Origin of the sequence: Anoxybacillus pushchinoensis, assembly GCF_900111795.1 — a bacterium.
GTDB lineage: Bacteria > Bacillota > Bacilli > Bacillales > Anoxybacillaceae > Anoxybacillus > Anoxybacillus pushchinoensis.
This window is the reverse complement of record NZ_FOJQ01000009.1, coordinates 14,090-39,897: the sequence shown is the minus strand read 5'-3', so window position 1 is coordinate 39,897 and position 25,808 is coordinate 14,090. Positions and strand designations below refer to the sequence as shown.

26 protein-coding genes and 2 pseudogenes are annotated in these 25,808 nt (G+C 38.7%); 23 read left to right on the top strand and 5 right to left on the bottom strand.

Translation table 11 applies throughout. From position 1 onward, the window contains the following. Nucleotides 1-39 precede the first annotated feature (39 nt). From BM213_RS04220 to BM213_RS04175, 10 genes are all read left to right on the top strand, one after another. Nucleotides 40-234: a twin-arginine translocase TatA/TatE family subunit gene (locus BM213_RS04220; RefSeq protein ID WP_003397248.1), complete on the top strand. Its 195-nt coding sequence runs from the start codon at nt 40-42 to the stop codon at nt 232-234. 88 nt (nt 235-322) lie between these two features. Beyond that, nucleotides 323-1,042, top strand: a complete 720-nt coding sequence (gene tatC, locus BM213_RS04215; RefSeq protein WP_208601864.1) for a twin-arginine translocase subunit TatC — start codon at nt 323-325, stop codon at nt 1,040-1,042. A gap of 209 nt (nt 1,043-1,251) precedes the next feature. Then, nucleotides 1,252-2,046: a thymidylate synthase gene (gene thyA / locus BM213_RS04210; protein WP_003397232.1), complete on the top strand. Its 795-nt coding sequence runs from the start codon at nt 1,252-1,254 to the stop codon at nt 2,044-2,046. Between the two features lie 13 nt (nt 2,047-2,059). Continuing rightward, nucleotides 2,060-2,554 carry a dihydrofolate reductase gene (locus BM213_RS04205; protein WP_091701251.1) on the top strand — a complete coding sequence of 165 codons (495 nt, stop codon included), beginning with the start codon at nt 2,060-2,062 and terminating at the stop codon, nt 2,552-2,554. A gap of 123 nt (nt 2,555-2,677) precedes the next feature. Next, entirely contained in the window at nt 2,678-3,946 is a 1,269-nt protein-coding gene (ilvA, locus tag BM213_RS04200; protein ID WP_091701246.1) for a threonine ammonia-lyase IlvA, read from the top strand. A gap of 97 nt (nt 3,947-4,043) precedes the next feature. Continuing rightward, entirely contained in the window at nt 4,044-4,295 is a 252-nt protein-coding gene (locus BM213_RS04195) for a DUF2535 family protein (protein WP_091701241.1), read from the top strand. 129 nt (nt 4,296-4,424) lie between these two features. Then, the gene (locus BM213_RS04190; protein ID WP_091701234.1) at nt 4,425-5,267 is read left to right on the top strand and encodes a DegV family protein; all 843 of its coding nucleotides are present in this window, start codon (nt 4,425-4,427) and stop codon (nt 5,265-5,267) included. Between the two features lie 13 nt (nt 5,268-5,280). After that, complete coding sequence (locus BM213_RS04185; protein ID WP_091701231.1) at nt 5,281-5,844, top strand: SCO family protein; 564 nt, start codon at nt 5,281-5,283, stop codon at nt 5,842-5,844. A 67-nt stretch (nt 5,845-5,911) separates the two neighbouring features. Next, entirely contained in the window at nt 5,912-6,673 is a 762-nt protein-coding gene (locus tag BM213_RS04180) for an SGNH/GDSL hydrolase family protein (protein WP_091701229.1), read from the top strand. Beyond that, on the top strand, nt 6,673-7,248 hold the full coding sequence (locus tag BM213_RS04175) for a YpmS family protein (protein ID WP_091701226.1): 576 nt from the start codon (nt 6,673-6,675) through the stop codon (nt 7,246-7,248). Before BM213_RS04180 ends, BM213_RS04175 begins: the two co-directional genes overlap by 1 nt. Nucleotides 7,249-7,275: 27 nt before the next feature. On the opposite strand, the gene BM213_RS04170 is transcribed toward BM213_RS04175, so the two are convergent. Continuing rightward, nucleotides 7,276-8,640 carry an RsmF rRNA methyltransferase first C-terminal domain-containing protein gene (locus tag BM213_RS04170; RefSeq protein WP_091701224.1) on the bottom strand — a complete coding sequence of 455 codons (1,365 nt, stop codon included), beginning with the start codon at nt 8,638-8,640 and terminating at the stop codon, nt 7,276-7,278. Between the two features lies 1 nt (nt 8,641). Then, nucleotides 8,642-9,223 (bottom strand): glycerol-3-phosphate 1-O-acyltransferase PlsY, encoded by a 582-nt coding sequence (gene plsY / locus BM213_RS04165; RefSeq protein ID WP_091701221.1) that lies wholly within the window; start codon nt 9,221-9,223, stop codon nt 8,642-8,644. Between the two features lie 141 nt (nt 9,224-9,364). Here plsY and BM213_RS04160 point away from each other — a divergent pair, with 141 nt between their 5' ends. The 7 genes from BM213_RS04160 (at nt 9,365) to treR (ending at nt 18,730) form a co-directional block, all read left to right on the top strand. Further along, nucleotides 9,365-9,769: a CoA-binding protein gene (locus tag BM213_RS04160; RefSeq protein WP_091701218.1), complete on the top strand. Its 405-nt coding sequence runs from the start codon at nt 9,365-9,367 to the stop codon at nt 9,767-9,769. A 153-nt stretch (nt 9,770-9,922) separates the two neighbouring features. Next, on the top strand, nt 9,923-11,896 hold the full coding sequence (parE, locus tag BM213_RS04155) for a DNA topoisomerase IV subunit B (RefSeq protein ID WP_091701216.1): 1,974 nt from the start codon (nt 9,923-9,925) through the stop codon (nt 11,894-11,896). 4 nt (nt 11,897-11,900) lie between these two features. Next, entirely contained in the window at nt 11,901-14,297 is a 2,397-nt protein-coding gene (gene parC / locus BM213_RS04150) for a DNA topoisomerase IV subunit A (RefSeq protein ID WP_091701214.1), read from the top strand. A gap of 69 nt (nt 14,298-14,366) precedes the next feature. After that, on the top strand, nt 14,367-14,753 hold the full coding sequence (locus tag BM213_RS04145) for a PilZ domain-containing protein (protein WP_091701211.1): 387 nt from the start codon (nt 14,367-14,369) through the stop codon (nt 14,751-14,753). A gap of 157 nt (nt 14,754-14,910) precedes the next feature. After that, entirely contained in the window at nt 14,911-16,314 is a 1,404-nt protein-coding gene (gene treP, locus BM213_RS04140; protein WP_091701209.1) for a PTS system trehalose-specific EIIBC component, read from the top strand. Between the two features lies 1 nt (nt 16,315). Then, complete coding sequence (gene treC / locus BM213_RS04135) at nt 16,316-17,980, top strand: alpha,alpha-phosphotrehalase (RefSeq protein WP_091701207.1); 1,665 nt, start codon at nt 16,316-16,318, stop codon at nt 17,978-17,980. 27 nt (nt 17,981-18,007) lie between these two features. Further along, nucleotides 18,008-18,730, top strand: a complete 723-nt coding sequence (gene treR / locus BM213_RS04130; RefSeq protein ID WP_091701204.1) for a trehalose operon repressor — start codon at nt 18,008-18,010, stop codon at nt 18,728-18,730. 25 nt (nt 18,731-18,755) lie between these two features. Here the strand turns inward: treR and rpmG are convergent. The 3 genes and pseudogenes from rpmG to speE all read right to left on the bottom strand — a co-directional run. Further along, nucleotides 18,756-18,836, bottom strand: a pseudogene (gene rpmG / locus BM213_RS04125) (50S ribosomal protein L33); the annotation flags it as partial. Next, nucleotides 18,833-19,043: pseudogene (locus tag BM213_RS04120) on the bottom strand (IS982 family transposase); the annotation flags it as partial. The pseudogenes BM213_RS04120 and rpmG, both read right to left, overlap by 4 nt. Nucleotides 19,044-19,090: 47 nt before the next feature. Further along, on the bottom strand, nt 19,091-19,939 hold the full coding sequence (gene speE / locus BM213_RS04115) for a polyamine aminopropyltransferase (protein WP_091701199.1): 849 nt from the start codon (nt 19,937-19,939) through the stop codon (nt 19,091-19,093). Nucleotides 19,940-20,182: 243 nt separating this feature from the next. Between speE and BM213_RS04110 the strand changes: the two genes are divergently transcribed. The 6 genes from BM213_RS04110 (at nt 20,183) to BM213_RS04085 (ending at nt 25,783) form a co-directional block, all read left to right on the top strand. Next, the gene (locus BM213_RS04110) at nt 20,183-21,004 is read left to right on the top strand and encodes a formate/nitrite transporter family protein (protein ID WP_091701196.1); all 822 of its coding nucleotides are present in this window, start codon (nt 20,183-20,185) and stop codon (nt 21,002-21,004) included. An 85-nt stretch (nt 21,005-21,089) separates the two neighbouring features. Further along, complete coding sequence (purU, locus tag BM213_RS04105) at nt 21,090-21,989, top strand: formyltetrahydrofolate deformylase (RefSeq protein ID WP_091701194.1); 900 nt, start codon at nt 21,090-21,092, stop codon at nt 21,987-21,989. Nucleotides 21,990-22,150: 161 nt separating this feature from the next. Continuing rightward, nucleotides 22,151-22,525 (top strand): replication termination protein, encoded by a 375-nt coding sequence (locus tag BM213_RS04100; RefSeq protein ID WP_003397201.1) that lies wholly within the window; start codon nt 22,151-22,153, stop codon nt 22,523-22,525. 63 nt (nt 22,526-22,588) lie between these two features. Beyond that, nucleotides 22,589-22,852 (top strand): metal-sensitive transcriptional regulator, encoded by a 264-nt coding sequence (locus BM213_RS04095; RefSeq protein ID WP_091701191.1) that lies wholly within the window; start codon nt 22,589-22,591, stop codon nt 22,850-22,852. Between the two features lie 44 nt (nt 22,853-22,896). Next, nucleotides 22,897-23,868: an AAA family ATPase gene (locus BM213_RS04090; protein WP_425265909.1), complete on the top strand. Its 972-nt coding sequence runs from the start codon at nt 22,897-22,899 to the stop codon at nt 23,866-23,868. A 10-nt stretch (nt 23,869-23,878) separates the two neighbouring features. Further along, a complete protein-coding gene (locus BM213_RS04085; protein ID WP_091701186.1) occupies nt 23,879-25,783 on the top strand; it encodes a vWA domain-containing protein in 1,905 nt (634 codons plus the stop codon). The last annotated feature ends 25 nt before the right edge of the window (nt 25,784-25,808 follow it).

Genomic DNA, 25,808 nt, shown 5'->3' with positions numbered 1-25,808 from the left:
CAATAAAAGAAGCGTATGTATAAAAAAGGAGATGACGTTATGCTTTCGAACATAGGTTTACCTGGTTTAATTTTAATTCTTGTCATCGCTCTTGTCATTTTTGGACCGAAAAAATTGCCTGAGATCGGACGGGCTTTTGGTGAAACATTACGTGAATTTAAAAAATCTACAAAGGGATTGCGTGACGAAGTATTAGAGGAGCTCGACGAAAAGAAAGAAACGCGTAAATCATAAAGCGGCAACGATGTGTTGCCGTTTTTAACATGGAAAAAGGTTGGTGTTTACGCTCGTGGAAGAAAAGCAACGATATGAAGATAAAGAGATGACGTTAGTTGAACATTTAGAAGAACTGCGCAAGAGAATTTTTATTGTTGTTGGAGCACTTATTTTATTTTTTATTGTAGGATTTATTTTTGTTCAAGATTTATATCGCTGGCTTATTGCTGATTTAGATGTAAAGTTAACCATTTTAAGTCCTACCGATGTTTTATGGGTATATGTCATGTTGGCTGGCGTATTCGCGATTACAATGACGATTCCAGTACTTGTATGGCAAATATGGGTGTTTGTTAAACCTGCCCTTACTCCGAGAGAGCGGAAAGTTACATTATCGTATATTCCTGCCACGTTTCTGTTATTTGTGCTCGGGTTATGTTTTGGCTACTTTGTCGTATTTCCAATGGTGTTTCACTTTTTAATGAGTCTCGGGGAAGATTTGTTTGCGACTATGTTTACGACAGAAAAGTACTTTCGCTTTATGTTTAACATGACGCTTCCTTTTGCAGTACTGTTCGAATTACCAATTATTATTATGTTTTTAACAAGCATTGGTTTAATCAATCCATATGCGTTACAAAAGATGAGAAAATATGCATATTTTATATTAGTTATTATTGCAGTAACTATTACGCCACCAGATTTTATCTCTGACTTTTTAGTAACTATTCCGTTGTTGTTGTTATATGAGGTGAGTATATCTATCTCAAAATTTGTGTATAAACGAAAAGAAAAACAGATCGAGCAAGAAGCGTCTTCAGAATAGAAGGCGCTTTTTTTTTTTTAGCTATTTATTATAATAAAAACTATTTTCATGTCGCTAATATATTTAAGAACATTTTGTTACATTTATCCTATGGAAATGGTTCTTCACCACGAGTTGTTAGCTGTAGGATTGTCCTACGTTTTTTTCTTTCCTAGTTGTATGCTTTATGTCATAATAAATGACAGTATATAAAAGAAGGTGAGGGTGTTATGAAGCAATATTTACAATTACTTGAAGATATTTTACAAAACGGGGTGTATAAGGACGATCGCACAGGAACGGGGACGATTTCCGTATTCGGACGTCAATTACGATTCGATTTACGTGAAGGTTTTCCTTTGCTTACGACAAAAAAATTACATATTCGTTCGATCATCCACGAATTGCTTTGGTTTTTGAGTGGAGAGACAAATATTCGTTATTTAAAAGAAAATGGTGTAACGATTTGGGACGAATGGGCAGATGAAAACGGGGATTTAGGACCGGTATATGGCGCGCAATGGCGTTCATGGAAAGGGGCCGATGGTCGAACAATTGATCAAATTAGTGAAGTAATTGAACAAATAAAGACAAACCCGAATTCTCGCCGACTTTTAGTAAATGCATGGAATGTGGGGGAGTTGGATTACATGAAATTGCCTCCTTGTCACTATGCTTTTCAGTTTTATGTAGAAAACGGGACGTTATCATGTATGTGGCAACAGCGCTCCGTCGATACGTTTTTAGGTCTTCCGTTCAATATCGCAAGCTATGCATTACTTACACATATGGTTGCCCAACAATGCGATTTGGAGCCAAAAGAGCTTATTTTTACTGGCGGCGATGTCCATTTATATATGAACCATATTGAACAAGCGAAATTGCAACTAACGAGGGAACCGCGCCCGCTTCCAAAGCTGATCATCAAACGAAAACCTTCTTCCATTTTTGAGTATCGTTTTGAAGATTTTGAAATTGTTGATTATGACCCGCATCCGCATATTAAAGCGGACGTGTCTATATAAGGAAGTGAGTCGATTGATTTCTATTATCGTGGCCATGGATCGAAATCGAGTGATCGGTTATAACAATACGTTGCCTTGGCATTTACCAGCTGATTTAGCTTATTTTAAGCAAGTAACGATGGGACATCCGATTGTGATGGGAAGAAAAACATTTGAATCAATTGGTCGCCCCTTGCCAGGAAGAACGAATATCATACTTACACGCGACAAGTCCGTCTTGAACATCTCTTGTTGTCAAGTTATTCATTCGATTGATGACATAAAACAAGTCGAACAACAATACGGTCATGTATTCGTTATAGGGGGGGCACAAGTATTTGAACAAGCGATGCCGATAGCTGATCGATTGTACGTTACACATATTGATGCAACGTTTAATGGGGATACATTTTTTCCAAACATTGATGAACAGCAATGGGAGCTCTGCTCGGTACAGCCTGGCGTACAAGATGAAAAAAATCGCTATCCACATGCATTTTGCATATATGAACGAATAGCTCGCAAATAACAAGCGAGCTTTATTTTTTCGGATAATTTTTAGAAAATTTACTTTTCTTTATTCGAAAATATGATATATTTTAGAATAACATAATTTTGATAACGAAATTACAAACGGAAAGGAAACGAGAAAATGGAACAACAAGTAAAACGAAAACATGGCGTATACGTAGAAGATATTTTAATTGCTTATCAAACATTAAAAGACGTCGTATACCATACTCCTCTACAAAAAAATGAATTGCTTTCAGAGCGTTACGATTGCCACGTGTATTTTAAACGGGAAGATTTACAAGTCGTTCGATCGTTCAAAATTCGAGGAGCCTATTACCGAATGAAAAGTTTATGTGAAGAAGAAAAGAAAAATGGAGTTGTTTGTGCAAGTGCGGGCAATCATGCGCAAGGGGTAGCTTATTCGTGCCGAGTGCTTGGGGTGCATGGGAAAATTTATATGCCTTCTACAACTCCAAGACAAAAAGTATCACAAGTTCAATTTTTTGGAAGGGAGTTTGTTGATATTATTTTAGTTGGTGATACATTTGACGATTCTTACGAGCAAGCGCTTATTTGCGCCAAAAAAGAGCAGCGAACGTTTATCCATCCATTTGATGATGAAGCTGTTATCGCTGGTCAAGGAACGGTTGGAGTTGAAATGTTAAATGATTGTGAAGAAGCTATTGATTATGTGTTCGCGAGCATTGGTGGGGGAGGACTCATCTCTGGTGTAGGCACGTACATAAAAAGCATTTCTCCTGCCACAAAATTGATTGGAATTGAACCTGAAGGGGCACCATCAATGAAGAAATCATTTGAAGCAAACGAAGTGATTACTTTAAGTGAGATTGATCCGTTTGTAGATGGTGCAGCAGTCAAGCGCGTGGGTGAAAAGACATTTACGTTAGCGAAAGAGCTCGTTGACGATATTGTAGTCGTTCCTGAAGGAAAAGTGTGCACAACAATTTTGCAACTTTATAACGAGAATGCGATCGTTGTAGAACCTGCTGGAGCGTTGCCAGTTGCTGCACTTGACTTATATAAAGATCACATTCGTGGCAAAACGGTTGTTTGCATTATTAGTGGAGGAAACAATGATATTGGGCGAATGCAGGAAATTAAAGAACGATCTATGATTTATGAAGGACTTCAACATTATTTTATTGTGAATTTTCCGCAACGTGCTGGCGCTTTGCGTGAATTTCTCGATGAAGTATTAGGACCAACAGACGACATTACACTCTTTGAATATACGAAAAAAAATAATAAAGATAGCGGCCCTGCTCTCGTTGGCATTGAACTAAAGTGCCGTGAAGATTATGCTCTGCTTATTGAGCGAATGAAGAAAAAAGGATTTCCATTTATAGAAGTCAACAAAGACAGCAGTTTATTCCATTTACTCATTTGACAAAAATTTTTTATAAATGAGTGACGAAATGTGACATACTTCGGCATGAAAATCGTGTATAATATAAGTAAATCGGTCAAAAAAGAGGATTGATATTTTGTTATTCAAAAGCCTAGAGTTCAAAAACGTAGATGGGCAAAAAGTAAAAATTATCGAAATTCCGATACTGGAGGACGATAACCCTTATCAATTTATTGTAAAAGTCAGGTTGCAAACATTTATTGCTCAAGTGTATGTGAGTGAGAAGAAGAAAAAGATATATTCGTTCAAAGAGTATTTAAAACGCGTATTGAAGTGGTCGGTATATGAACAAATATTTAAATCTGAAATTTTAAAAAACAACGCATGAGCTGATTTGCCAAAGTGCAGATCCGCTCTTTTTTTGCAAAAAATTTTATGAAATCGACGACATATCATGGGGTTTTATTATATAATTTCACCGTATACAATTTTAGAATGAAATACAGGAAGTGAAAAAATGAGTAAAGTGAAGATTGTAACAGATTCAACGGTAGACTTACCGAAAGAAACGATTGAGGCATGGGGCATTCATGTTGTTCCATTATCTATCTCCATTGACGGAAAAACATACTTAGATGGCATTGACTTAACTCCTCAAAAATTTATTGAAGAAATGAAGCAAGCGAATGAGCTACCGAAAAGCTCACAACCGTCTGCAGGACAGTTTTTAGAAGTGTATGACAAGCTAGGAGAAGCAGGATATGACGTGATTTCGATTCACATGACCGCGGGAATGAGCGGAACAGTGCGTTCTGCGGAAAGTGCAGCAGCCATGACAAACGCCAACGTCACAGTCATCGATTCGCGTTTCATTTCTCTTGCGCTTAGCTTTCAAGTGTTAGAAGCGGCAAAAATGGCTGCTGAAGGAAAAACGGTGGCCGAAATCACTTCGCGTCTTGATGCGATTCGTGCGAATACACATTTGTTTGTCGTTGTCGATACGCTCGAAAACCTCGTGAAAGGTGGACGGATCGGACGAGGAAAAGCAATGATCGGTTCGCTACTAAACATTAAACCAATCGCTTCGTTAGAAGACGGTGTGTATACTCCTGTCACAAAAGTTCGTAGCCAATCTCAAATCGTCAAGTATTTAACAAATCAATTTGTAGAGCATACGAAAGGAAAAACAATTCGAGCAGTAGGGATTGCTCATGCAGACGCACTTGATTTGAGCGAACGATTAAAACAGTCGATCGCAGAAGTAACAGGATGGACGCAAACTGAGATTGTATACACTACCCCGATCATTTCAACGCATACAGGATCAGGGGCGATAGGATTCATGTATTATACGGAGTAGGAGGAAACAAAAGTTGAAACGTTTATGGCTGTTTGTTGTATTACTATCTGTTCTCGTTGCTTGCCAACAATCGATTCCAGATGCAAAAAACTGGCCAATTGAAGACTTTACGTTCACCGATCAAAATGGTCAAACATTCGGTCTAGCTGATTTAAAGGGAAAAGTGTGGATAGCTGATTTCATTTTTACACGATGCGCTGATGTTTGTCCACCGATGACGGCTAATATGGCGAAGCTACAAAAGATGGCGCAAGAAAAAGGGATTGATGTCCATTTTGTTTCATTTAGTGTAGATCCCGAAAACGATACGCCGGAAGCGTTAAAAACATATATCGAAAAGTTTCAAGCGGATGAGAGCAAATGGAGTTTACTTACAGGATACACGCAGGAAGAAATTGAGAGCTTTGCCCAAAAAAACTTTAAAGCGGTTGTAAAGAAACCGAAAGAAGGAGATCAAGTCATTCACGGTACTTACTTTTATCTTGTTGATCAAAACGGAACGATTGTGAAGTATTATAGTGGCTTAAATGACGTACCTTACGAAGAAATTTTAAAACATATTGACATGTTACAATAGAAGATACAGACAAAAATGATGGTCTAGTCATTTTTGTCTTTTCTTTTATGGAGAGGAGATGAAGCATATGAACAAGTTTCTCCTTTTGCTCTTTTGTTTCTGTTTGGCTGGATGCTCTTCTATACAGACAGTGAAAGAAGAAACTTTACAGTTGACAGAGGAAAGTGTCCAACAGCCGCTACCTCGTAATTTGCATATAGTGGCGTTAGGTGATTCATTGACAGAAGGGGTAGGCGATGATCAAGATGGATATGTCACGTTAATAAAGCGATATATGGAAGAACGAGAAGATATAAATGAAGTATTTGTGAACAACTTCGGGAAGCGAGGATTGCGTAGTACACAACTGGCAGATGTAATTATAAATAATGAACCATCTATCCAACAAGCGGATCTTATTTTTATTACGATTGGCGGAAATGATATCATGAAAGTTGCTCGCTCACATTTTTTAACTTTGACATATGATTTATTTGTAAAAGAGCAAGAGGCATTTGCTTCCCGACTTCATGAGCAATTGCAACTTCTTCGCCATATGAATGCAGATGCTTACATTGTGCTTATCGGATTATACAATCCGTTTTCCTCTGCATTTCCGAATATACCGGAAATGGATGACATCATACACATGTGGAATGAAGGGAGTAAACAAGTCGTTTCGCGCTATGATTATGCGTTATTCGTTCCTATCGCAGACTTGTTTGAAGGGCGCGACGACGTATTGCATGACGATCAGTTTCATCCAAACACGCGCGGTTATGAGCGAATGGCGCAACGTATATACACATATTTACAAAAACATGTTGAATGGCTAAAGGAGAATGAATAGTGAAGACTGTAAAAGTAAAATGGAAACACTTGTTTTTTTGCTTGTTAGGAATAAATGGTTTGCTCATCGCTTTGTTATTTTTTTATATGTTTCAGCCATCTTCTTCCCCAAGTATTCCAACCATTGAAGGGGAAGGTCCAACATTTACTGTTCAAACATCGAAACAACATCTTAATGCGTTAGTGAATGCATACATTCAGAAACATGAAAAAAAAGGCCAATTATCTTACGATGTTCAACTGGCTGATCGGCTATATATAAAAAGTGTACTCCCGGTATTTGGGAGGCCTGTAGATTTAACAATGGCATTTGATCCGGTTGTCGATGAGCATGGACATATTGTGCTTGCTCAGCCAATGATGACGTTTGGCCAACTTCGTTTACCTGTACCGTATGTTTTAGCGTATATAGATAAACATGCTTCTTTGCCGAATTGGGTGAAAGTGGATGCCAAACAAGAACGCATTTACATCGTCGTAAGCGACATTCAGATTAAAAAAGGGTTTGTGTTAAAAGCGAAAACGTTCGATTTGAGTAAAGATGATATTACTTTTACAGTTACGATTACAAAATAAAGGATGCCCCTCGTTAAAAGGGGCATCCTACTTGATTCGTAACCCTTTAGGATAAAAGTTTTTTGCAATTCCTTTTACTTCTTTTCCCCAACCGAGCGAGTACCCGTCAATAGTCATCAATACCCATCCACGGTCTTCGTTAGTTTGTAATGTTTCCCCCTTCATATATCGGATACTTTCTTCAAAAGTGAGAGAAACATGAGCTTGTACTTGTTGTGGTGTTAATGCCATAGCTAAAGCATGATTAGGTTCAAATCGGTTTTTTTTCCATTCACCAATATGAAGCCCAGGGCGAACGACTTTTAAACCATCTAATCGCGGGCAAAGATATGGAAGCGCAAATAAGTGTGTGCCAAACATGCACATCGTTCCTTTTATTGTTGTTTGTATCGTATTGTTGGAAAACGTCTCATAATCACGCCACATCGCTTTAGATACGTTAGGAGTAATAAATTTTCCGTTCCATCGTTTTGTTTCTCCGCGTTTGCGCATTTTTGCGACGAAATGTCCTTCTCCTTTTAAATGATGGGGCCATAACCTTGCTGTATGTGCTATTTGTTCATTGTTTGTGCTTGTCCAATCAACGACACCTGATTGGACACCGTGTTCTTTTTGAATCGGAATTAACTCCATATCATCATAAGTCGCTAAAAACCAATCAATCATTTGTTCATTTTCTTCTGGGGAAAATGTGCATGTCGAATAAACGAGTACGCCCCCTTCGTTTAACATGTGATAGGCGCATGATAAAATATGTCGTTGCGCTTGGGTACATTTTTGAACATGATCTAAGCTCCAAAATGAGATCGCTTCTTCATCTTTTCGAAACATTCCTTCTCCGGAACAAGGAGCATCAACTAAAATTTTATCGAAAAAACCTTCAAATGTTTCCGATAGTTTTTCAGGCGTTTCATTTGTCACGACAGTGTTTGTAATTCCGAGCCGTTCGATATTTTCTGATAGAGCTTTCACACGTTTCGGATGAATTTCATTCGCCAATAAAAATCCTTCGTTATTCATCATTGCTGCGATTTGTGTTGTTTTTCCTCCTGGAGCCGCGCATAAATCAAGAACTCGTTCTTCTGGGGATGGGGCAAGCACTTCCGCTACAAACATCGCACTCGGTTCTTGAATATAGTATAATCCAGCCGCATGGTACGGATGTTTCCCTGGCTGCGCATCATGATAATAAAATCCTGTTGAACAAAAAGGAATAGGCTCAAGGTTCCATGGACTGATATGTAAAAATGTCGATGGTGAAATTTTTAACGAATTGACGCGCAATCCATTTACTTTTTCTTCGTTGTATGTCGCAAAAAAACGCTCCGCTTCATCGTGAAGCAAAGCATTCATTTTTGTTACAAATTGTTTTGGTAAATGACATGTTGTCACGTTACAACCACTTCACTTTCGGTTCAGTTTTGTTTAAAATCCGTTTCACATTTGCTCGATGACGATAAAATACGAACAATGTTAATAATGTGACGACGATGCGCAAAGGCACATCATCTGTCCAAACAAATGCATATACGGTCGCATATACCCCTGTTAACATCGATGAAAGCGAGACGTATTTTGATACATATAGAACGAGGAAAAAGACGGCTAACATCGTCATGAAAAGCATGGGTGAGTAGAACAATAAGACCCCACCAGATGTAGCGACCGCTTTCCCACCACGAAATTGAGCAAATACGGGGTATGTATGACCAAATACAGCAAACATCCCTGTAATAAGGGGATGAATATCTACAGAAAACAGTACGGGTAAGCTTGCCGCTAACGCCCCTTTTAAAATGTCGGCAATTGTAACAATCAGTCCAGCTTTTACTCCGAGCACGCGAAATGTATTTGTCCCACCTAAATTTCCGCTCCCGTGCTCACGTATATCAATTCCATATCCAATTTTTCCGACAAGCAAGGCGAACGGAATCGATCCAAGTAAATAACCGATAATTATAAGCAAAATGGACATCGTATGCACCCTTTACTCCATAAATATTTCCTCTTCAAATCGAGGTTCTGCTTTTATTGTAACACGCTTTTTTGAAAAATGAAGGCAGGATTATTTTTTTACATGAAGAAATACTAGTTTATCATAAGGGAGGTTGAGCACATGAATCCAAGTCGTGAACAGATTAAACAAATATTAGATAAGGCAAAGCGAATTGCTGTAGTAGGATTATCGAATCGTCCAGAACGTACATCTTACATGGTTGCAAAAGCGATGAGAGAGGCAGGGTATGAAATCATCCCAGTCAATCCGCTCATTAAAGAATGGGAAGGTATCCCAGCTGTCGCTACGTTAACTGATATTGAAGGACATGTACATATTGTGAATGTATTTCGTCGGTCTGAACATTTGCGTGAAATTGCTGAGCAGTTTATACAAATTCATGCGGACGTGTTTTGGGGGCAATTAGGTGTATATGATGAAGAAGTGTATCGTTACTTGACAGAAAAAGGGTATACGGTTGTGATGGATCGCTGCATCAAAGTAGAACATGCGCTCACACGTTAAAAACGACCATTCTTTTTGTAATGGTCGTTCTTTTTCTTCATCATCTTCAGCTTGGAATGAGCGGGATGGGTTGGCATTGGACGTTTTACGAATGTATGTTAAAATAGAAAAAGTCGAAAAAACAGAAACAAATGTTCTTATTGTGAAAGGGGAATAAGTGTGACGGATAAGCAGCTTCTTACATATAACGAAGACACGATTCAAGTATTAGAAGGATTAGAAGCCGTTCGTAAGCGACCAGGCATGTATATCGGAAGCACAGATAGTCGCGGTTTACATCACCTTGTATATGAAATTGTCGATAATGCAGTTGACGAGGCGCTTGCCGGATATGGTAGACGCATTATTGTCACGATACATAATGATCAAAGTGTTAGCGTGCAAGATGAAGGACGTGGTATGCCTACCGGGATGCACAAGCTAGGAAAGCCTACTCCGGAAGTCATTTTAACTGTGCTACATGCAGGTGGGAAATTCGGACAAGGGGGATATAAAACAAGCGGTGGCTTACATGGTGTTGGCGCGTCCGTCGTTAACGCTCTGTCCGAGTGGTTGGAGGTAACGATTCAACGCGATGGCTTCGTGTATTACCAACGATTTGAGCACGGTGGAAAGCCGGTGACTACACTTGAGAAAATTGGCGTAACAAAACAGACAGGGACGAAAATTCAGTTTAAACCGGATCCAACGATTTTTAGTACGACGACGTTTCATTATGAAACGATTAGCGAGCGTTTACGTGAATCCGCATTTTTATTAAAAGGATTAAAAATCGAATTGTACGATGAGCGGACGGGTTCACACGATACGTTTTATTACGACAACGGAATCGAAGCATTTGTCCAATATTTAAATGAAGAAAAAGATGTATTGCATCCTGTCGTGTTTTTTAGCGGTGAGCAAAGTGGTATTGAAGTAGAGTTTGCCTTTCAATTTCATGACGGGTATGCGGAGCAAATGCTTTCGTTTGTTAATCATGTGCGTACGAAAGATGGTGGGACGCATGAAATCGGAGCTAAAGTGGCGATGACTCGCGTTTTTAATGAATACGCACGGAAGGTAGGTTTATTGAAGGAACGAGATAAAAATTTAGAGGGTACAGACATTCGTGAAGGGATATCTGCTATCATATCGGTTCGTATTCCAGAAGCCCTTTTGCAGTTTGAAGGACAAACGAAAGGGAAACTAGGAACGCCTGAAGCCCGTTCGGCAGTTGAATCCGTTGTTAGCGAGAAATTGACGTACTTTTTAAATGAAAATCCGGATATTGCGACGATGTTAATTAAAAAAGCAATTCGTGCATTTCAAGCGCGTGAAGCAGCGAGAAAGGCGCGGGAAGAGGCGCGATCTGGAAAAAAGAGAAAAGGAAAAGAACATGTATTAAGCGGAAAACTCACACCTGCCCAAACACGAAACCCACAAAAAAATGAATTGTATTTAGTTGAGGGAGATTCAGCTGGTGGATCTGCTAAGCAAGGGCGCGATCGCCGTTTTCAAGCTGTATTGCCTCTCCGTGGAAAAGTCATTAACACAGAAAAAGCGAAATTAACTGATATTTTTAAGAACGAAGAAATCAATACAATCATCCATGCGATTGGTGGTGGTGTCGGAGCAGATTTTTCGATTGATGATATTCATTACGACAAAGTGATCATCATGACCGACGCGGATACAGATGGAGCGCATATTCAAGTACTGTTGTTGACATTTTTTTATCGCTATATGCGACCGCTCATTGAAGCTGGTAAAGTGTTTATTGCACTCCCACCGCTTTATAAAGTAAGTAAAAAGGTTGGTAAAAAGGAAATTGTTGAATATGCATGGACAGATGAACAATTACAGCTTATTTTAAAGAAAATTGGAAAAGGCTACACTATTCAACGATATAAAGGGCTTGGCGAAATGAATGCCGATCAACTATGGGAGACGACGATGAATCCTGATACGCGTACACTTATTCGTGTACGTATTGATGACGCAGCACGTGCTGAACGCCGTGTAACGACGTTAATGGGGGATAAAGTAGAGCCGAGAAGAAAATGGATTGAATCGAATGTGCAATTTGGATTAGAGGAAGAGGTAAATATTTTAGAAAATGATCATGTGATGACAGCTGAGGGGGAATAAGAACATGGAACGCATATTAGATTTGCCGTTTGAAGATGTGTTAGGCGACCGATTTGGTCGTTATAGCAAATATATTATTCAAGAACGTGCGCTTCCCGACGCACGCGATGGATTAAAACCAGTACAACGCCGCATTTTATATGCGATGTATGTAGACGGAAACACATCTGATAAGCCGTTTCGTAAATCCGCGAAAACAGTTGGAAACGTCATTGGCAACTTTCACCCGCATGGTGATTCTTCTGTATATGAAGCAATGGTGCGCATGAGCCAAGAATGGAAAGTAAGAAACGTATTAATTGAAATGCATGGAAATAACGGGAGCATTGATGGTGATCCACCTGCAGCGATGCGTTATACAGAAGCGAGATTATCGCCAATTGCATCCGAATTGCTGCGCGACATTGATAAAGAAACAGTAGAGTTTGTACCGAACTTTGATGATACGAGTAAGGAGCCTGTCGTGTTGCCAGCGATGTTTCCGAATTTGCTTGTGAACGGTTCAACAGGTATTTCAGCAGGTTATGCTACAGAAATTCCCCCGCATCATTTAGGAGAAGTAATTGATGCGGTGATGATGCGGATTGATTATCCGAATTGTTCTGTGGATGATTTAATGAACGTATTGAAAGGTCCGGATTTTCCAACAGGGGGAATCATTCAAGGAAAAGAAGGAATTAAAGCTGCTTATGAAACGGGAAAGGGAAAAATCATTATTCGTGGCAAAGCAGCAATCGAACAAGGAAAAGGTGGTAAACAAGCGATCGTTATTACAGAAATTCCTTATGAAGTGAACAAGGCGAATTTAGTTAAAAAAATTGACGAATTGCGTCTTGAAAAAAAGTTGGATGGAATCATTGACGTGCGTGACGAGACGGACCGAACAGGGTTACGTATCGTCATTGAGGTGAAAAAAGATGGGAATGCACAAGGAATTTTAAATTATTTATATAAAAATACAGATTTGCAAACTACGTACAACTTTAATATGGTTGCTATTTATGACCGTCGTCCTAAACTATTAAACTTAACGCAACTGTTAGATGCATACATCGAACATCAAAAAGAAGTTGTTACGAACCGTTCCCGTTATGAATTGAGGAAAGCGAAAGAACGCGCTCATATTGTCGAGGGGCTAATAAAAGCTGTATCGATTTTAGATGATGTGATCGCAACGATTCGCGCTTCCCAAGATAAAAAGGATGCAAAAATGAACTTAATCAATCGTTATGGGTTTACAGAACCACAGGCAGAAGCGATTGTTACATTGCAGCTATATCGTCTAACAAATACAGATATTGATGATTTACGCGAAGAAGCAAGTGCGTTACATCGTAAAATCGAGGAATTAACAGCTATTTTAGATAGTGAAAAAAAACTTCTCTCTGTTATTAAAGCCGACTTAAGAAAAATGAAAAAAATGTACGCGGATGAGCGAAGAACGACAATTGAGGAGGAAATAAAAGAAATTAAAATCGAAATGAACGTAGTTGTTCCAGAAGAAGATGTGATCGTCACTGTCACAAAAGATGGATATATTAAACGGACAAGTTTCAGATCTTATAGCGCTTCAAATGGGCAAGATGTGGGGATGAAAGAGGGCGACAGGTTGCTCGGAATGTTTGAGATGAACACTACGCATACGTTACTATTGTTCACAAATAAAGGAAATTACTTATATTGTCCTGTCTACGAACTCCCGGATATTCGTTGGAAAGATCTCGGACAGCATATTTCTCATACCATTCCACTCGATCGTGATGAACAGATCGTTAGCGTCATTCCAATTGAAGATTTTTTAAACGGATATTTATTATTTATTACAAAACAAGGATTTGTGAAAAAAACAAGCCTCGTTCACTATAAGGCACAGCGTTATTCTAAACCGCTCGTAGCTGTGCGACTCAAAGAGGATGACGAAGTTGTGCGCGTGTATCGAACGGATGGATGTGGACATATATTCCTCGTCACACATTATGGGTATGGATTGCTATTCCAAGAAGAAGAAGTCGGAGAAGTTGGTGTTCGGGCAGCAGGAGTTAAAGGAATTCATCTAAAAGAAGGCGATTACGTCGTGTTTGGTCAACAGGCAACAGATGAAAATCTTGTTCTTGTGACAAAACGAGGGGCAATAAAAAAAATAGCGCGAACGGAAATCGAGCGATCCGCACGCGCAAAACGTGGGCAGCTGCTCGTTAAAGAAGTGAAGACGAATCCACATCGATTAGTAAGTTGTCATTTCCTCTCACACGGACATGTTGTTTTAAAAACGGAGAAAGGAATCATAGAAGAAGTCAATGTCGGTGAACTCCGGTTAAGCGATCGGTATAGTAATGTGACGTACGTGCTCGATTGTGATGAAGTTGGTCATGTTACAGATACATGGGCGAAATGGTCATAATTCCCTTGAATTCATTTGTCATTTCAACTATATTGAAGAAGGTACAGTTTTTCATATGGGGGATACATGATGAGATTTAAACGTCAAGAACCTTTTCGATATCAATTTGGTCAACCGCTTCCTTGTACGTTTCGTATTACACGTATTGGGGAACGACAAGTAGAAACGGATAAAGGAGCGGCTGAAATTCACGATATTAGCCCACGTGGCATTCGAATGGAGACGAGCTTAAATTTACCGATCGACTCCGCAAAAGGTGAAATTGAGGTGGAGTTGCAGTTTACGATCGTTGATCAACCGATGAACGTGCGTGGTGTCGTAATCTGGAAGAAAACGTATGTGAATGAATTTCAGTACGGTCTTTCGTTGGAGATTTCTAAGCAAGAAGAAATGCTGTTAATTGGCGAAATTAAAAGGCATGCAGCGATGTATGCAAGAAGAAAAGAAAGCAAATGATAGAGGAAAGATGTCCGCATGGGCATCTTTTTTCTATGAAATTTTTTTGAAAGTGGTTGACTTACTTGTATATACAAGTTACAATATAGATAAATAAACTTGTATATACAAGTTTATAAAAATCAATGTAAACGCTTCAAGTAAGGAGGAAGAAATGATGCGACAATCTGTTGAAAAAATTGTTCAAGCAGTCGGTGGAAAAGAAAACATTATTGCTGCCACACATTGTGTCACTCGTCTTCGTTTTGCGCTAAAAGATGAAGGGAAAGTAGATAAAGAGGCATTAGAAAACATTGATATCGTGAAAGGCTCGTTTTCTGTAAATGGACAGTTCCAAGTTGTCATCGGCCAAGGATTAGTGGAAAAAGTGTACAATGAAATGATTGAAATGACCGGCATTGGTCGAGCGACGAAACAAGAGATTAAAGATGCTGCGGAAAAAAAGTTGAACCCGTTACAACGTGCCATTAAAACGTTAGCAGACATTTTCATTCCGATTTTACCCGCCATCGTGACAGCAGGTTTACTAATGGGGATTAACAACATTTTAACAGGGTCAGGAATTTTTTATGAAGGAAAATCGCTTGTCGACGTGCATGAGCAATGGCGTGACTTCGCTGATATGATTAACTTAATTGCTAACACAGCGTTCGTCTTCTTACCGGGATTAATCGGTTGGTCAGCTGTAAAAAAATTTGGTGGAAGTGAATTGCTTGGAATTGTACTCGGACTAATGCTTGTTCATCCAGCTTTATTAAATGCTTGGGCGTATGCTTCAGCTGTCCAAGAAGGGACTGTGCCGTATTGGAATTTATTCGGTTTTGATATTCAAAAAATCGGCTATCAAGGTCAAGTGTTGCCTATTTTAATTTCATCATATGTATTGGCGAAGTTGGAAATATTTTTGAAAAAACGTATTCCAGAATCATTCCAATTGTTGCTTGTTGCTCCAATCGCGCTACTCGTGACAGGATTTATTTCTTTTATCGCAATTGGTCCTGTGACTTTTGGAATCGCAAGTGCTTTGACGGATGGTCTTGTCGCTTTGTTTGATCGTTTTGCGGCATTAGGTGGGCTCGTATATGGAGGACTATATGCAGTTCTCGTTGTTACAGGAATGCATCATACGTTCTTAGCAGTAGACTTGCAGCTCATCGGTAGCACGGGGGGAACATTTTTATGGCCGATGCTTGCACTATCGAACATTGCACAAGGTTCAGCAGCACTCGCTATGATGTTCGCGACAAAAGATGAAAAACTAAAAGGACTATCGTTTACATCTTCTGTATCTGCTTATTTAGGTATTACAGAGCCAGCGATGTTTGGTGTCAACTTGCGATATCGTTATCCATTTATTTCTGCTCTCATCGGTTCTGCCATTGCGGGAATTTTTATTACGATGAATAAAGTTCAAGCTTCTTCGATTGGTGTCGGGGGACTTCCTGGATTTTTATCCATTTTCCCTGACAAATGGGCACCATTTTTCATTGGTATGGCGATCGTTCTTATCGTTCCATTTACATTGACATACATCTTGGCAAAAACGAAAGGCGGTAAGTGATATGCATCCATGGTGGAAGACAGCAGTTGTATATCAAATTTATCCGAAAAGTTTTAAAGATACGAATGGCGACGGAATTGGCGATTTAAAAGGGGTAATTGAAAAGTTAGATTATTTGCAGACACTCGGGGTCGATGCCATTTGGCTCACTCCGATTTACGAATCTCCACAGCGTGACAACGGATATGACATAAGCGACTATTATCGGATTTATGCACCATACGGAACGATGGAAGATTTTGAACAACTTATTGAAGAAGCACATAAACGAAATATAAAAGTTGTTATGGACATTGTCGTTAATCATACGTCAACCGATCACGAATGGTTTCAACAATCGCGCTCATCTAAAAACAATCCGTACCGTCATTTTTATATTTGGCGAGATGAGCCAAACAATTGGCAATCAAAATTCGGTGGATCTGCTTGGGAGTATGATGAACAAACAGGGCAATATTATTTGCATTTGTTCGATGTTACACAAGCAGATTTAAACTGGGAAAACGAAGAAGTACGTCAACGTGTATATGACATGATGCATTTTTGGCTAAAAAAAGGAGTAGATGGCTTTCGTTTGGATGTGATTAATTTAATTTCAAAAGATCAACGTTTTTTAGATGATGATGGGGCTATGCCGCCTGGTGACGGAAGAAAATACTATACAGATGGTCCGCGTATTCATGAATTTTTACAAGAAATGAATCGAGAAGTATTTTCGAAGTACGATATGATGACGGTAGGAGAAATGTCGTCGACAACAATTGATCATTGTATTTTATATACAAATCCTGACCGTCATGAACTAAATATGACATTTAACTTTCATCATTTAAAAGTTGACTATCCAAATGGGGAGAAGTGGGCGGTTGCTGATTTCGACTTTTTACAACTAAAGAAGATTTTATCAGAGTGGCAAGTAGAAATGCATAAAGGTGGAGGATGGAACGCATTATTTTGGTGCAATCATGACCAACCGCGCATCGTTTCCCGTTACGGTGACGACGAACGATACCATAAAGAATCCGCAAAAATGTTGGCAACAACGATTCATATGATGCAAGGGACGCCTTATATTTATCAAGGTGAGGAAATCGGAATGACTGATCCGAAGTTTGAACGGATCGATGATTACCGAGATGTCGAATCGTTAAACATGTACCGGATATTAAAAGAACAAGGAAAAAGTGAACAAGATATATTGCATATTTTGCAACGGAAATCTCGTGACAATTCTCGAACGCCGATGCAATGGAGCGACGAGAAGCACGCAGGCTTTACAACAGGAACACCGTGGATTTCCGTGGCGCGCAACTATCAACAAATTAATGTTCAAAGGGCGTTACAAGATCCGACATCGGTTTTTTATCATTATCAAAAGCTTATTCAATTACGTAAACAGTACGACATTATTACAACAGGCGATTATGAGCTCATTTTAGAAGACCATCCTTCGATTTTTGCATATATTCGCAACGGAAAAAACGAAAAACTTGTTGTGATTAATAATTTTTACGGACGAGAAACGCTGTTTGAATGGCCAAAACATATCGATATAAACGAATATACAAGTCAAGTTTTATTGTCAAACTATGAAGACTCACCAAGCGACTTCAAAAAAATCACGTTACGTCCGTATGAATCCATTGTTTATTACTTGAAAAAATAATGGTAAAATAGTTTTCGGTGATAAACAATGAGTGAAAATAAATATTTATCTATTTACAATGACTTGTTATCAAAAATTGAAAAAGGAATATTTAAACCAGGGACGAAAATTCCTTCTGAAAATCAGCTCGTTGAACAATACGAAACGTCGCGGGAAACGATTCGAAAAGCGCTTAATTTACTTTCGGAACATGGGTATATTCAGAAAATTAAAGGAAAAGGTTCCATTGTATTGGACGTAAGAAAATTTGACTTCCCGATTTCTGGACTTATTAGCTTCAAGGAGTTAGCACAAAAGCTTGGAAAGTCATCACGAACAATTGTCGAGCAGCTTGAGATCGTTAAACCTGATGAAGCGTTAAAAAAACATCTTCACGTTACAGCAAGGGAAGACATTTGGAAAGTGGTGCGCGTGCGGGAGATTGAAGGTGAGCGTATTATTTTAGATAAAGACTTTTTTAATAAAAAGGTTGTTCCGTTTTTATCTAAAGATATATGCGAGCGTTCTATTTATGAATATCTTGAAAAAGAACTACAATTAAAAATTAGCTTTGCAAAAAAAGAATTTTTCGTTGAAGAGTGTACGGAAGAGGATCGTATGTACTTACATTTAAAACAATATACGCACGTTGTTGTTGTGCGAAATTACGTTTATTTAGACGATGCAAGTTTGTTTCAATATACGGAATCGCGCCATCGTCTTGACAAATTTCGTTTTGTTGATTTTGCAAGACGAATCCACTTACATTAAATAATCCGTGGCACATTGCCACGGATTATTTCGTTTCGCGATGTAACGTATGGCGTTTTAGGTGTGGGCAATATTTTTTTAGCTCAAGTCGTTCAGAATTGTTGCGGCATGGCACAACTCGATTGGCATGCTATCTACGACCGCATAGGCATGGTGTTGCCCACGTTTCGCTCGTTCATGACGAATCCATTTGATTGCAAAGCGCAGCGCTCGGCAACGGCGATTGTATCGAGAACGTTGTGAACAAGTTTCCAGTAACAAAGCGATGCCATGCACGTTCGGAAGAGAAGCCAAGTAACTTTCCTAACACCACGGGTAAAACAATATCTTTGTCAACAATCGTAGTCGGAGTCACTCCGACTACGATTGCAGATGTTCTTTCATAAATTGTGGGAGGCGGAAACATTGGTTTAATACATCACTATTTACGTATTTCGTTTGTTTTTCAAAGGTGTTAAGTCGCTCAAATGAAATCGGTTGTTTCGCTCCAAGAGTGAAACTCCATAGTCCACCTGGATATGTTGGGACAGTAGCAGTGTATACGTGTACGTGTGGGAATAGACGACGAATGTTTGTATATGTTTGTTTCAATACGTCCATATGAAAAATTGGAGATTGACTTTGACAAACCATTATTCCGTCTTCTTTTAAGGCTTCGTATACACTCTTGTAGAAGTTGTATTCAAATAATACTTGAGCCGGGCCGATCGGATCAGACGAATCAATAATAATGACATCGTACGTGTTTACACAATCTTTAACAAACTGTACTCCATCTTTATATACGTACTGCACGCGTGGATCGGAAAGGTTTCCGGATACTTCTGGTAAATGCTCTTTACATGCTCGAACGACTAATTCATCAATTTCAACAAGATGTATTTCTTCTACGTCCTCATGTTTCGCCACTTCACAGGCCGCGCCACAATCGCCCCCGCCAATAATTAAAACTTTCTTTGGCGATGGATGAAGAGAAAGAGGAACATGTGAAATCATCTCATTATAAATGTGACCATCAATGGAAGTTGTTTGCACAACACCATCAAGCACGAGCATTCTTCCGAAGTCGTACGAGTCCAAAATCATCACATGTTGAAATGGCGATTGTTCGGAGTAAATGACTTCTTTAATGCGATAACTAATTTTTAAATTTTCACGCTCATCTTCTGTTAACCATAATTGACCGTTTTCTTCTTTGATGTAGTTCATAGCTTCCTCCTCTAACCACGTATTTTGCACCCTTTTTATATTAATATATTCCTTCCTCTATTTGCAAAGGATGAGAACAACATATACAAAAATTGCAATGGTCATAAAAAAAACAAACGCTTTCAAAAAAGAAAGTGTTGACATTTATTTTAACATTTACACAAATACATTGAAAAACATGCGTGATCGGAGTAGGATAAATTGTGAAAAACATCACAAAACAGAAAGAGAAGTGGAGAGACAATGGAAGCTTTACAAGTATGTAAGGAGCTAGCATTAAAGAAGAGAACGATTTTACAAAATTCACCCGTCCAATATATGATTCGTGCTGCTCTCGCAAGTGTGTACATTGGTTTTGCTCTTGTTCTTTGTTTGCGTGTCGGCCAATTTTTTTATGAGACACATTCGCCCGCAACGTATATAGTAAGCGGAATTTTTTTCGGCATAGCACTTGTGCTCATTATGTACGGTGGAGCAGAGCTATTTACAGGAAATACGATGTATTTTACTATTAGTACGCTTCAAAGAGAAACAACCGTTGGAGATACAGTTCGTAACTGGGTGGCGTGTTATAGCGGTAATTTACTTGGAGCTATTTTCTTCGCTTTTTTAATCGCACAGTCAGGTATTTTTCATGATATCCCGATGGATCATTTGTTATTTGCCATGGCGTTGAAAAAGATGCATGCGACAACAATACAATTATTTGTAAAGGGAATTTTGTGTAACTGGCTTGTTTGTTTGGCCATCTTCATTCCGATGCAAATGAAAGAAGACGTAGCAAAAATGTTTGCTATGATTTTAATTGTTTTCGTCTTTTTTGCGTCAGGATATGAGCACTCTATTGCGAATTTTGTTATTTTTTCACTCGCCTTAGCTGTACCACATCCGTCCGGCATTGATGTGGCGGGTGTTGTTCATAACATTGTCCCTGTGACAATTGGGAATATTGTCGGCGGTTCTTTATTCATGGGAGCTTTATATACGTATCTTTCTTCGCCAGTAAAGCTCCCAGCACCTAAATGGAAAGGATCATTTGGATTGCGGAGAACATTGAATAAGTAAGAAAATAGTCGAGACATGTTCTCGACTATTTGTTATAATGAATGCTATTATTTATCATTTCTTTCGTTCAAAGGGGAGGTTTGTTATGTATTTTCAGCAGAAACATGTTCGTGATTTTGTAGATAAGTATAAGCACCGTGCCCGTTTACTTATATCATGTCCCGACCAACCAGGAATTGTTGCAGCAGTTACAACGTTTTTACATGAACAAGGGGCTAACATAGTGGAGTCGAACCAATATTCAACAGATCCTGAAGGCGGCATGTTTTTTTTACGAATTGAGTTTGATGCGCCAAACATACGTGACAGACAAGAAGAGATAGAGAAGAAATTCGCAACGATTGCACAACGTTTTGCAATGGACTGGAAATTCAGCCTACATACGCATATAAAAAAGGTAGCTATATTTGTTTCAAAAGAAGAACATTGTTTATTAGAATTGCTATGGGAGTGGCAAGCAGGTGAACTACTTGCGGATTTCACCCTTGTCATTAGTAACCATGAACAAATGAGAGAGACGGTTGAATCATTTGGTATTCCATACTATTATGTTCCTGTGACAAAAGAAACAAAACAAGAGGCAGAAGCGAAACAAATTGAGTTGTTAAAACAATATGATGTTGATGTCATTGTGCTCGCTCGTTATATGCAAATTTTATCACCGCGTTTCGTTTCCATGTTCCCGGCACGAATTATTAATATTCACCATTCATTTTTACCGGCATTTATTGGGGCGCGCCCGTATGAACAAGCTTATCGCCGTGGAGTGAAACTCATTGGTGCGACTTCTCATTATGTAACAGATGATTTAGACGAAGGGCCTATTATTGAACAAGATGTTGAACGGGTCGATCATAAGCATCATATAGAAGACTTAAAAAGGGTAGGGCGTATTATCGAGAAAACGGTACTAGTTCGTGCGTTAAAGTGGCACTTAGAAGATCGTGTTATCATTCACGAAAATAAGACGATTGTCTTTAAATAAAGAAGAGGGGAAGCCTTCTTCTTTTTTTTATAAAAATATTTGACATAATAAACTATGTTCTAAATAAAAATTGAATAAAAATAAAAATGTTCAATTATAATAAAAATAGGGAAGGATTTTTTCTTTATGTAAAGAATGTGTCATATGTGGGAGGAGAGAAAATGAGCGAAAAAAGAAAACCGAGTGGATTTTTGTTAAAACAACGGGCGTTTTTAAAACTATATTTGATTACTTTAACAGAACAAGAGCGATTGTATGGGCTTAAATTATTGGATGTGCTTCGTGAGGAATTTCAACCGTTTGGATATCGTCCAAATCATTCCGAGGTGTATAAAGCACTACACGACTTAATAGAAGATGGAATTTTAGAGCAAGTGAAAAAGAAAAAGGAAGGAATGAAATATCAGGAAGTTGTTTACTATCGCTTTACTGAAGAAGGTTATAAAAAGGCCCAGTTATATAAACGACAACTAAAAACAGAACTAGATCGTTGTGAAGCATTGATTCGGAAAGCCATTAAAGATAATTTTAGTTGACAAAGGAAGTATGTTTCATTTAATATACTTACAAGGGTATAGAAAAAAGGAGATGGAATAACCATGATTTACGATAACCAAGTGAAAAATCGTTTAAAACGAATTGAAGGACAAGTTCGTGGAGTCCTTAAAATGATGGATGAGCAAAAAGACTGCAAAGAAGTTGTCGCGCAGTTATCTGCGATCCGTAGTGCTGTAGACCGTGCAATTGCTGTCGTAGTAAGCGCAAATTTAGAACGTTGCATTCGCAAAGACATTGAAACCGGTTCGTTAGAAAGTGAAAAGCTTATTCAAGAAGCGGTCGAGCTACTCGTTAAAAGTCGATAATGCCGAGTGGCTCTTTTTTTAATATATGTTTACATAATATAATTATGATTAACAATCTCTTTATTTGTACAAATCCGTTTATTTTTTGTACAATACGTACGTATGACAACAAAGAAAGGATTGACAAGATGATTTGCACACAATTTCCTTCATTCCCAAAAGCAATTGAGACAATTGTAGAAGAGAGAAGAGAGATGTTCAAACATGAAGGAAGTGGACAGAGCGCAGATGTTGAGTATACGCCAGCTCATATGTCCATTTTATATGATGCGATTATTGCTTTAGCGCTAGGAAAAAACATATTGTTAAAAGGACCAACTGGTTCTGGAAAAACAAAGCTAGCTGAAACGTTGTCAGCTTTTTTTGGTCAACCGATGCATAGTATTAACTGTTCGGTTGATTTAGACGCTGAGGCTATGCTCGGATTTAAAACGATTCAACAAGCAAATGGACAAGCGACGATTGAATTTATCCCGGGTCCTGTCATTCAAGCGATGACGAAAGGTCATTTATTGTACATTGACGAAATTAATATGGCTAAGCCGGAAACGTTACCGATTTTAAACGGGGTGCTTGATTATCGAAAAACGATTACAAACCCATTTACCGCTGAAGTTGTGAAAGCTAAACCGACATTTGGTGTCATTGCATCTATCAACGAGGGATACGTCGGAACCGTCCCGCTTAACGAAGCGTTAAAAAATCGTTTTGTCGTTATTGATGTTCCATATGTTCAAGGAGAAACGTTGAAGCGTGTCTTACAGCAACAAACGAAGTTAACAGACGAAGACTTAATAGACCGGTTCGTTACATTGTCGGCTGATTTAATTGTCCAAGTAAAACAAGGGTATGTGTCCGAAGAAGCAGCATCTATTCGCGCATTAATTGATGCTTGTGATTTAGCTGTGTACATTCCGCCATTGCGGGCGATCGAACGAGCGATCGTCGAAAAATTAGAAGACGATCGTGAAAAAGCTGCAGTACGCAATGTAGCTGAAACGCTGTTTGACGAATGAGGGTGTCTAAATGAACCGTTTTATTATGTTTAACGATAAAAAAGTGGATTCTTCTTTATTTATAGAACTATCGGATTTAGCGAAAACTTTAGCAAACGATGAACAAATTGAGTTAGAATTTGGTTATCAGTCGTATCTTGATCGACAGCATAAGAAGGTTATTGTAAGTCATTTTTGGGACAACCGGCCGAAAGAACAGCACGTGTATGGATTGAAAAGCGATGTTTTTTTACGAACAATCGGAAATTTTCATCATACAAATGACGATGATATTATTTTTTTTCTTAAAGAAATAAAGACGTACTCCATCCCTAATTTTGCCAAACAACTGTTTGTGCTTCTTGAAGATATTCGACTGGAAGATATATGTCGGCGTGTGCGTAGTGGAACAAAAAAGGCATTTATAGTTCGAAAGGACGTGTATCGCCACTATTTTCAAACGCAATGGAATGTCAATAGCGTGAAAAGCATCCATACAGATGCGTTGTTCAACTATTTATATTTATTATTAACGGCAGAACATCCAGGGCAAGACGCCGTGCTTCCCGAGCATTTGCGATTGACGCTTCCGTTTATTGATCGTGAAGTACGTTATGTATATGATGCGAAATCGACTGCCGATATTGTTCGTATTGTGCTTACTATTGTTGATGTGTTGAATGAATTGTTAGATGCCGATATGTTAAACACATATTTTCATCTTCCAGAGTACATTTACGTTGATCGACGAGAGAATAGGGAAGACATTCGGCGAAAAGATCCGTTAAAAAATGATGACGTACTTGATGTAAAATCCGACGACGAAGAGATTTTTGAAGAGGTGATGCATACGTGGCATCGCGAAACAAGCGATATGACAAACAGTTTCTTGCAGTTTGACCTAGAACAAGGTTCGCAGACAGATTTGCTTGGAGAAGGAGTTCGTCAAGGGGAAGCGGGGGATCAAGCACTCGGCATTGTACAAGGTTCATCACAAAAGACGACGCATAGCGATTATACACATTTAGAACAACAAACGGATCGTCAGGAGCTCAGTGGGCGTTCAGAGTATGAGTATGGAAAAGAAAATCGCTATGCTAAACCGATATTTATTTATCCTTCTTCACCGACAGTTGAACAAATGAGACAGTACGAGCGCGATCGTGAAGCAATTGGACCATATCAAAAAAAATTGACACGGACGATTGAGAAAGTGCTCGAACATAAAAAAATTCATCCACGCACGGATTTGCACGCAGGACGTTTAAACAAAAAGCTATTACGTTTTTTTATGGATGAACATCCACGTTTATTTTACAAAAAACACGAGATTTCTCCAGTACTAGATGCTGTTTTCGTACTACTTGTTGACTGTTCAGCGTCAATGTATGACAAAATGGAAGAGACAAAGAAAGGAATTGTTTTGTTCCATGAATCGCTTAAAACGCTCCGTGTTCCACACAAAATCGTTGGTTTCTGGGAAGATACGAATGAGGCCACACAGCTCTATCAGCCGAATTATTTTCAAACGGTTATTGATTTTAATGTTTCTTTAAAAAAGGGACGTGGGGCGGAAATTATGCAATTAGAGCCGAAGGAAGATAATCGTGACGGCTTGGCCATTCGTTTAATGACGCAAGAGTTGAAAAAAAGAGTTGAAAAACAAAAGTTTTTACTTGTTTTTTCTGATGGGGAACCAGCTGCTTTCGGATATGATCAAAATGGAATTGTTGATACACACGAAGCAGTTATGGAGGCAAAAAGATTAGGAATCGAAGTAGTAAATGTGTTTTTAGCGAATGGTATGATTACCGAAAGTCAACAAAAAACGATTGAAAACATATACGGACATTATAGTGTTCTTGTCCCAAACGTCGAATATTTGCCGACGTTCTTAGCTCCATTACTGAGAAAATTATTACTGTACAAATTATAAAGCACCCGTGAAGACTCGGGTGCTT

Excerpts from the sequence above, each read along its gene's own strand:
- BM213_RS04100 (WP_003397201.1), top strand. The coding sequence starts at position 22,151 with ATGAGCGAAAAAAGAAAACCGAGTGGATTTTTGTTAAAACAACGGGCG.
- ilvA (WP_091701246.1), top strand. The coding sequence starts at position 2,678 with ATGGAACAACAAGTAAAACGAAAACATGGCGTATACGTAGAAGATATT.
- BM213_RS04145 (WP_091701211.1), top strand. The coding sequence starts at position 14,367 with ATGAGATTTAAACGTCAAGAACCTTTTCGATATCAATTTGGTCAACCG.
- BM213_RS04090 (WP_425265909.1), top strand. The coding sequence starts at position 22,897 with ATGATTAACAATCTCTTTATTTGTACAAATCCGTTTATTTTTTGTACA.
- purU (WP_091701194.1), top strand. The coding sequence starts at position 21,090 with ATGTATTTTCAGCAGAAACATGTTCGTGATTTTGTAGATAAGTATAAG.
- treR (WP_091701204.1), top strand. The coding sequence starts at position 18,008 with ATGAGTGAAAATAAATATTTATCTATTTACAATGACTTGTTATCAAAA.
- tatC (WP_208601864.1), top strand. The coding sequence starts at position 323 with ATGACGTTAGTTGAACATTTAGAAGAACTGCGCAAGAGAATTTTTATT.
- plsY (WP_091701221.1), bottom strand. The coding sequence starts at position 9,223 with ATGTCCATTTTGCTTATAATTATCGGTTATTTACTTGGATCGATTCCG.
- BM213_RS04180 (WP_091701229.1), top strand. The coding sequence starts at position 5,912 with ATGAACAAGTTTCTCCTTTTGCTCTTTTGTTTCTGTTTGGCTGGATGC.
- treC (WP_091701207.1), top strand. The coding sequence starts at position 16,316 with ATGCATCCATGGTGGAAGACAGCAGTTGTATATCAAATTTATCCGAAA.
- thyA (WP_003397232.1), top strand. The coding sequence starts at position 1,252 with ATGAAGCAATATTTACAATTACTTGAAGATATTTTACAAAACGGGGTG.
- BM213_RS04095 (WP_091701191.1), top strand. The coding sequence starts at position 22,589 with ATGATTTACGATAACCAAGTGAAAAATCGTTTAAAACGAATTGAAGGA.
- BM213_RS04085 (WP_091701186.1), top strand. The coding sequence starts at position 23,879 with ATGAACCGTTTTATTATGTTTAACGATAAAAAAGTGGATTCTTCTTTA.
- parC (WP_091701214.1), top strand. The coding sequence starts at position 11,901 with ATGGAACGCATATTAGATTTGCCGTTTGAAGATGTGTTAGGCGACCGA.
- treP (WP_091701209.1), top strand. The coding sequence starts at position 14,911 with ATGCGACAATCTGTTGAAAAAATTGTTCAAGCAGTCGGTGGAAAAGAA.
- BM213_RS04190 (WP_091701234.1), top strand. The coding sequence starts at position 4,425 with ATGAGTAAAGTGAAGATTGTAACAGATTCAACGGTAGACTTACCGAAA.
- BM213_RS04110 (WP_091701196.1), top strand. The coding sequence starts at position 20,183 with ATGGAAGCTTTACAAGTATGTAAGGAGCTAGCATTAAAGAAGAGAACG.
- BM213_RS04220 (WP_003397248.1), top strand. The coding sequence starts at position 40 with ATGCTTTCGAACATAGGTTTACCTGGTTTAATTTTAATTCTTGTCATC.
- BM213_RS04160 (WP_091701218.1), top strand. The coding sequence starts at position 9,365 with ATGAATCCAAGTCGTGAACAGATTAAACAAATATTAGATAAGGCAAAG.
- speE (WP_091701199.1), bottom strand. The coding sequence starts at position 19,939 with ATGAACTACATCAAAGAAGAAAACGGTCAATTATGGTTAACAGAAGAT.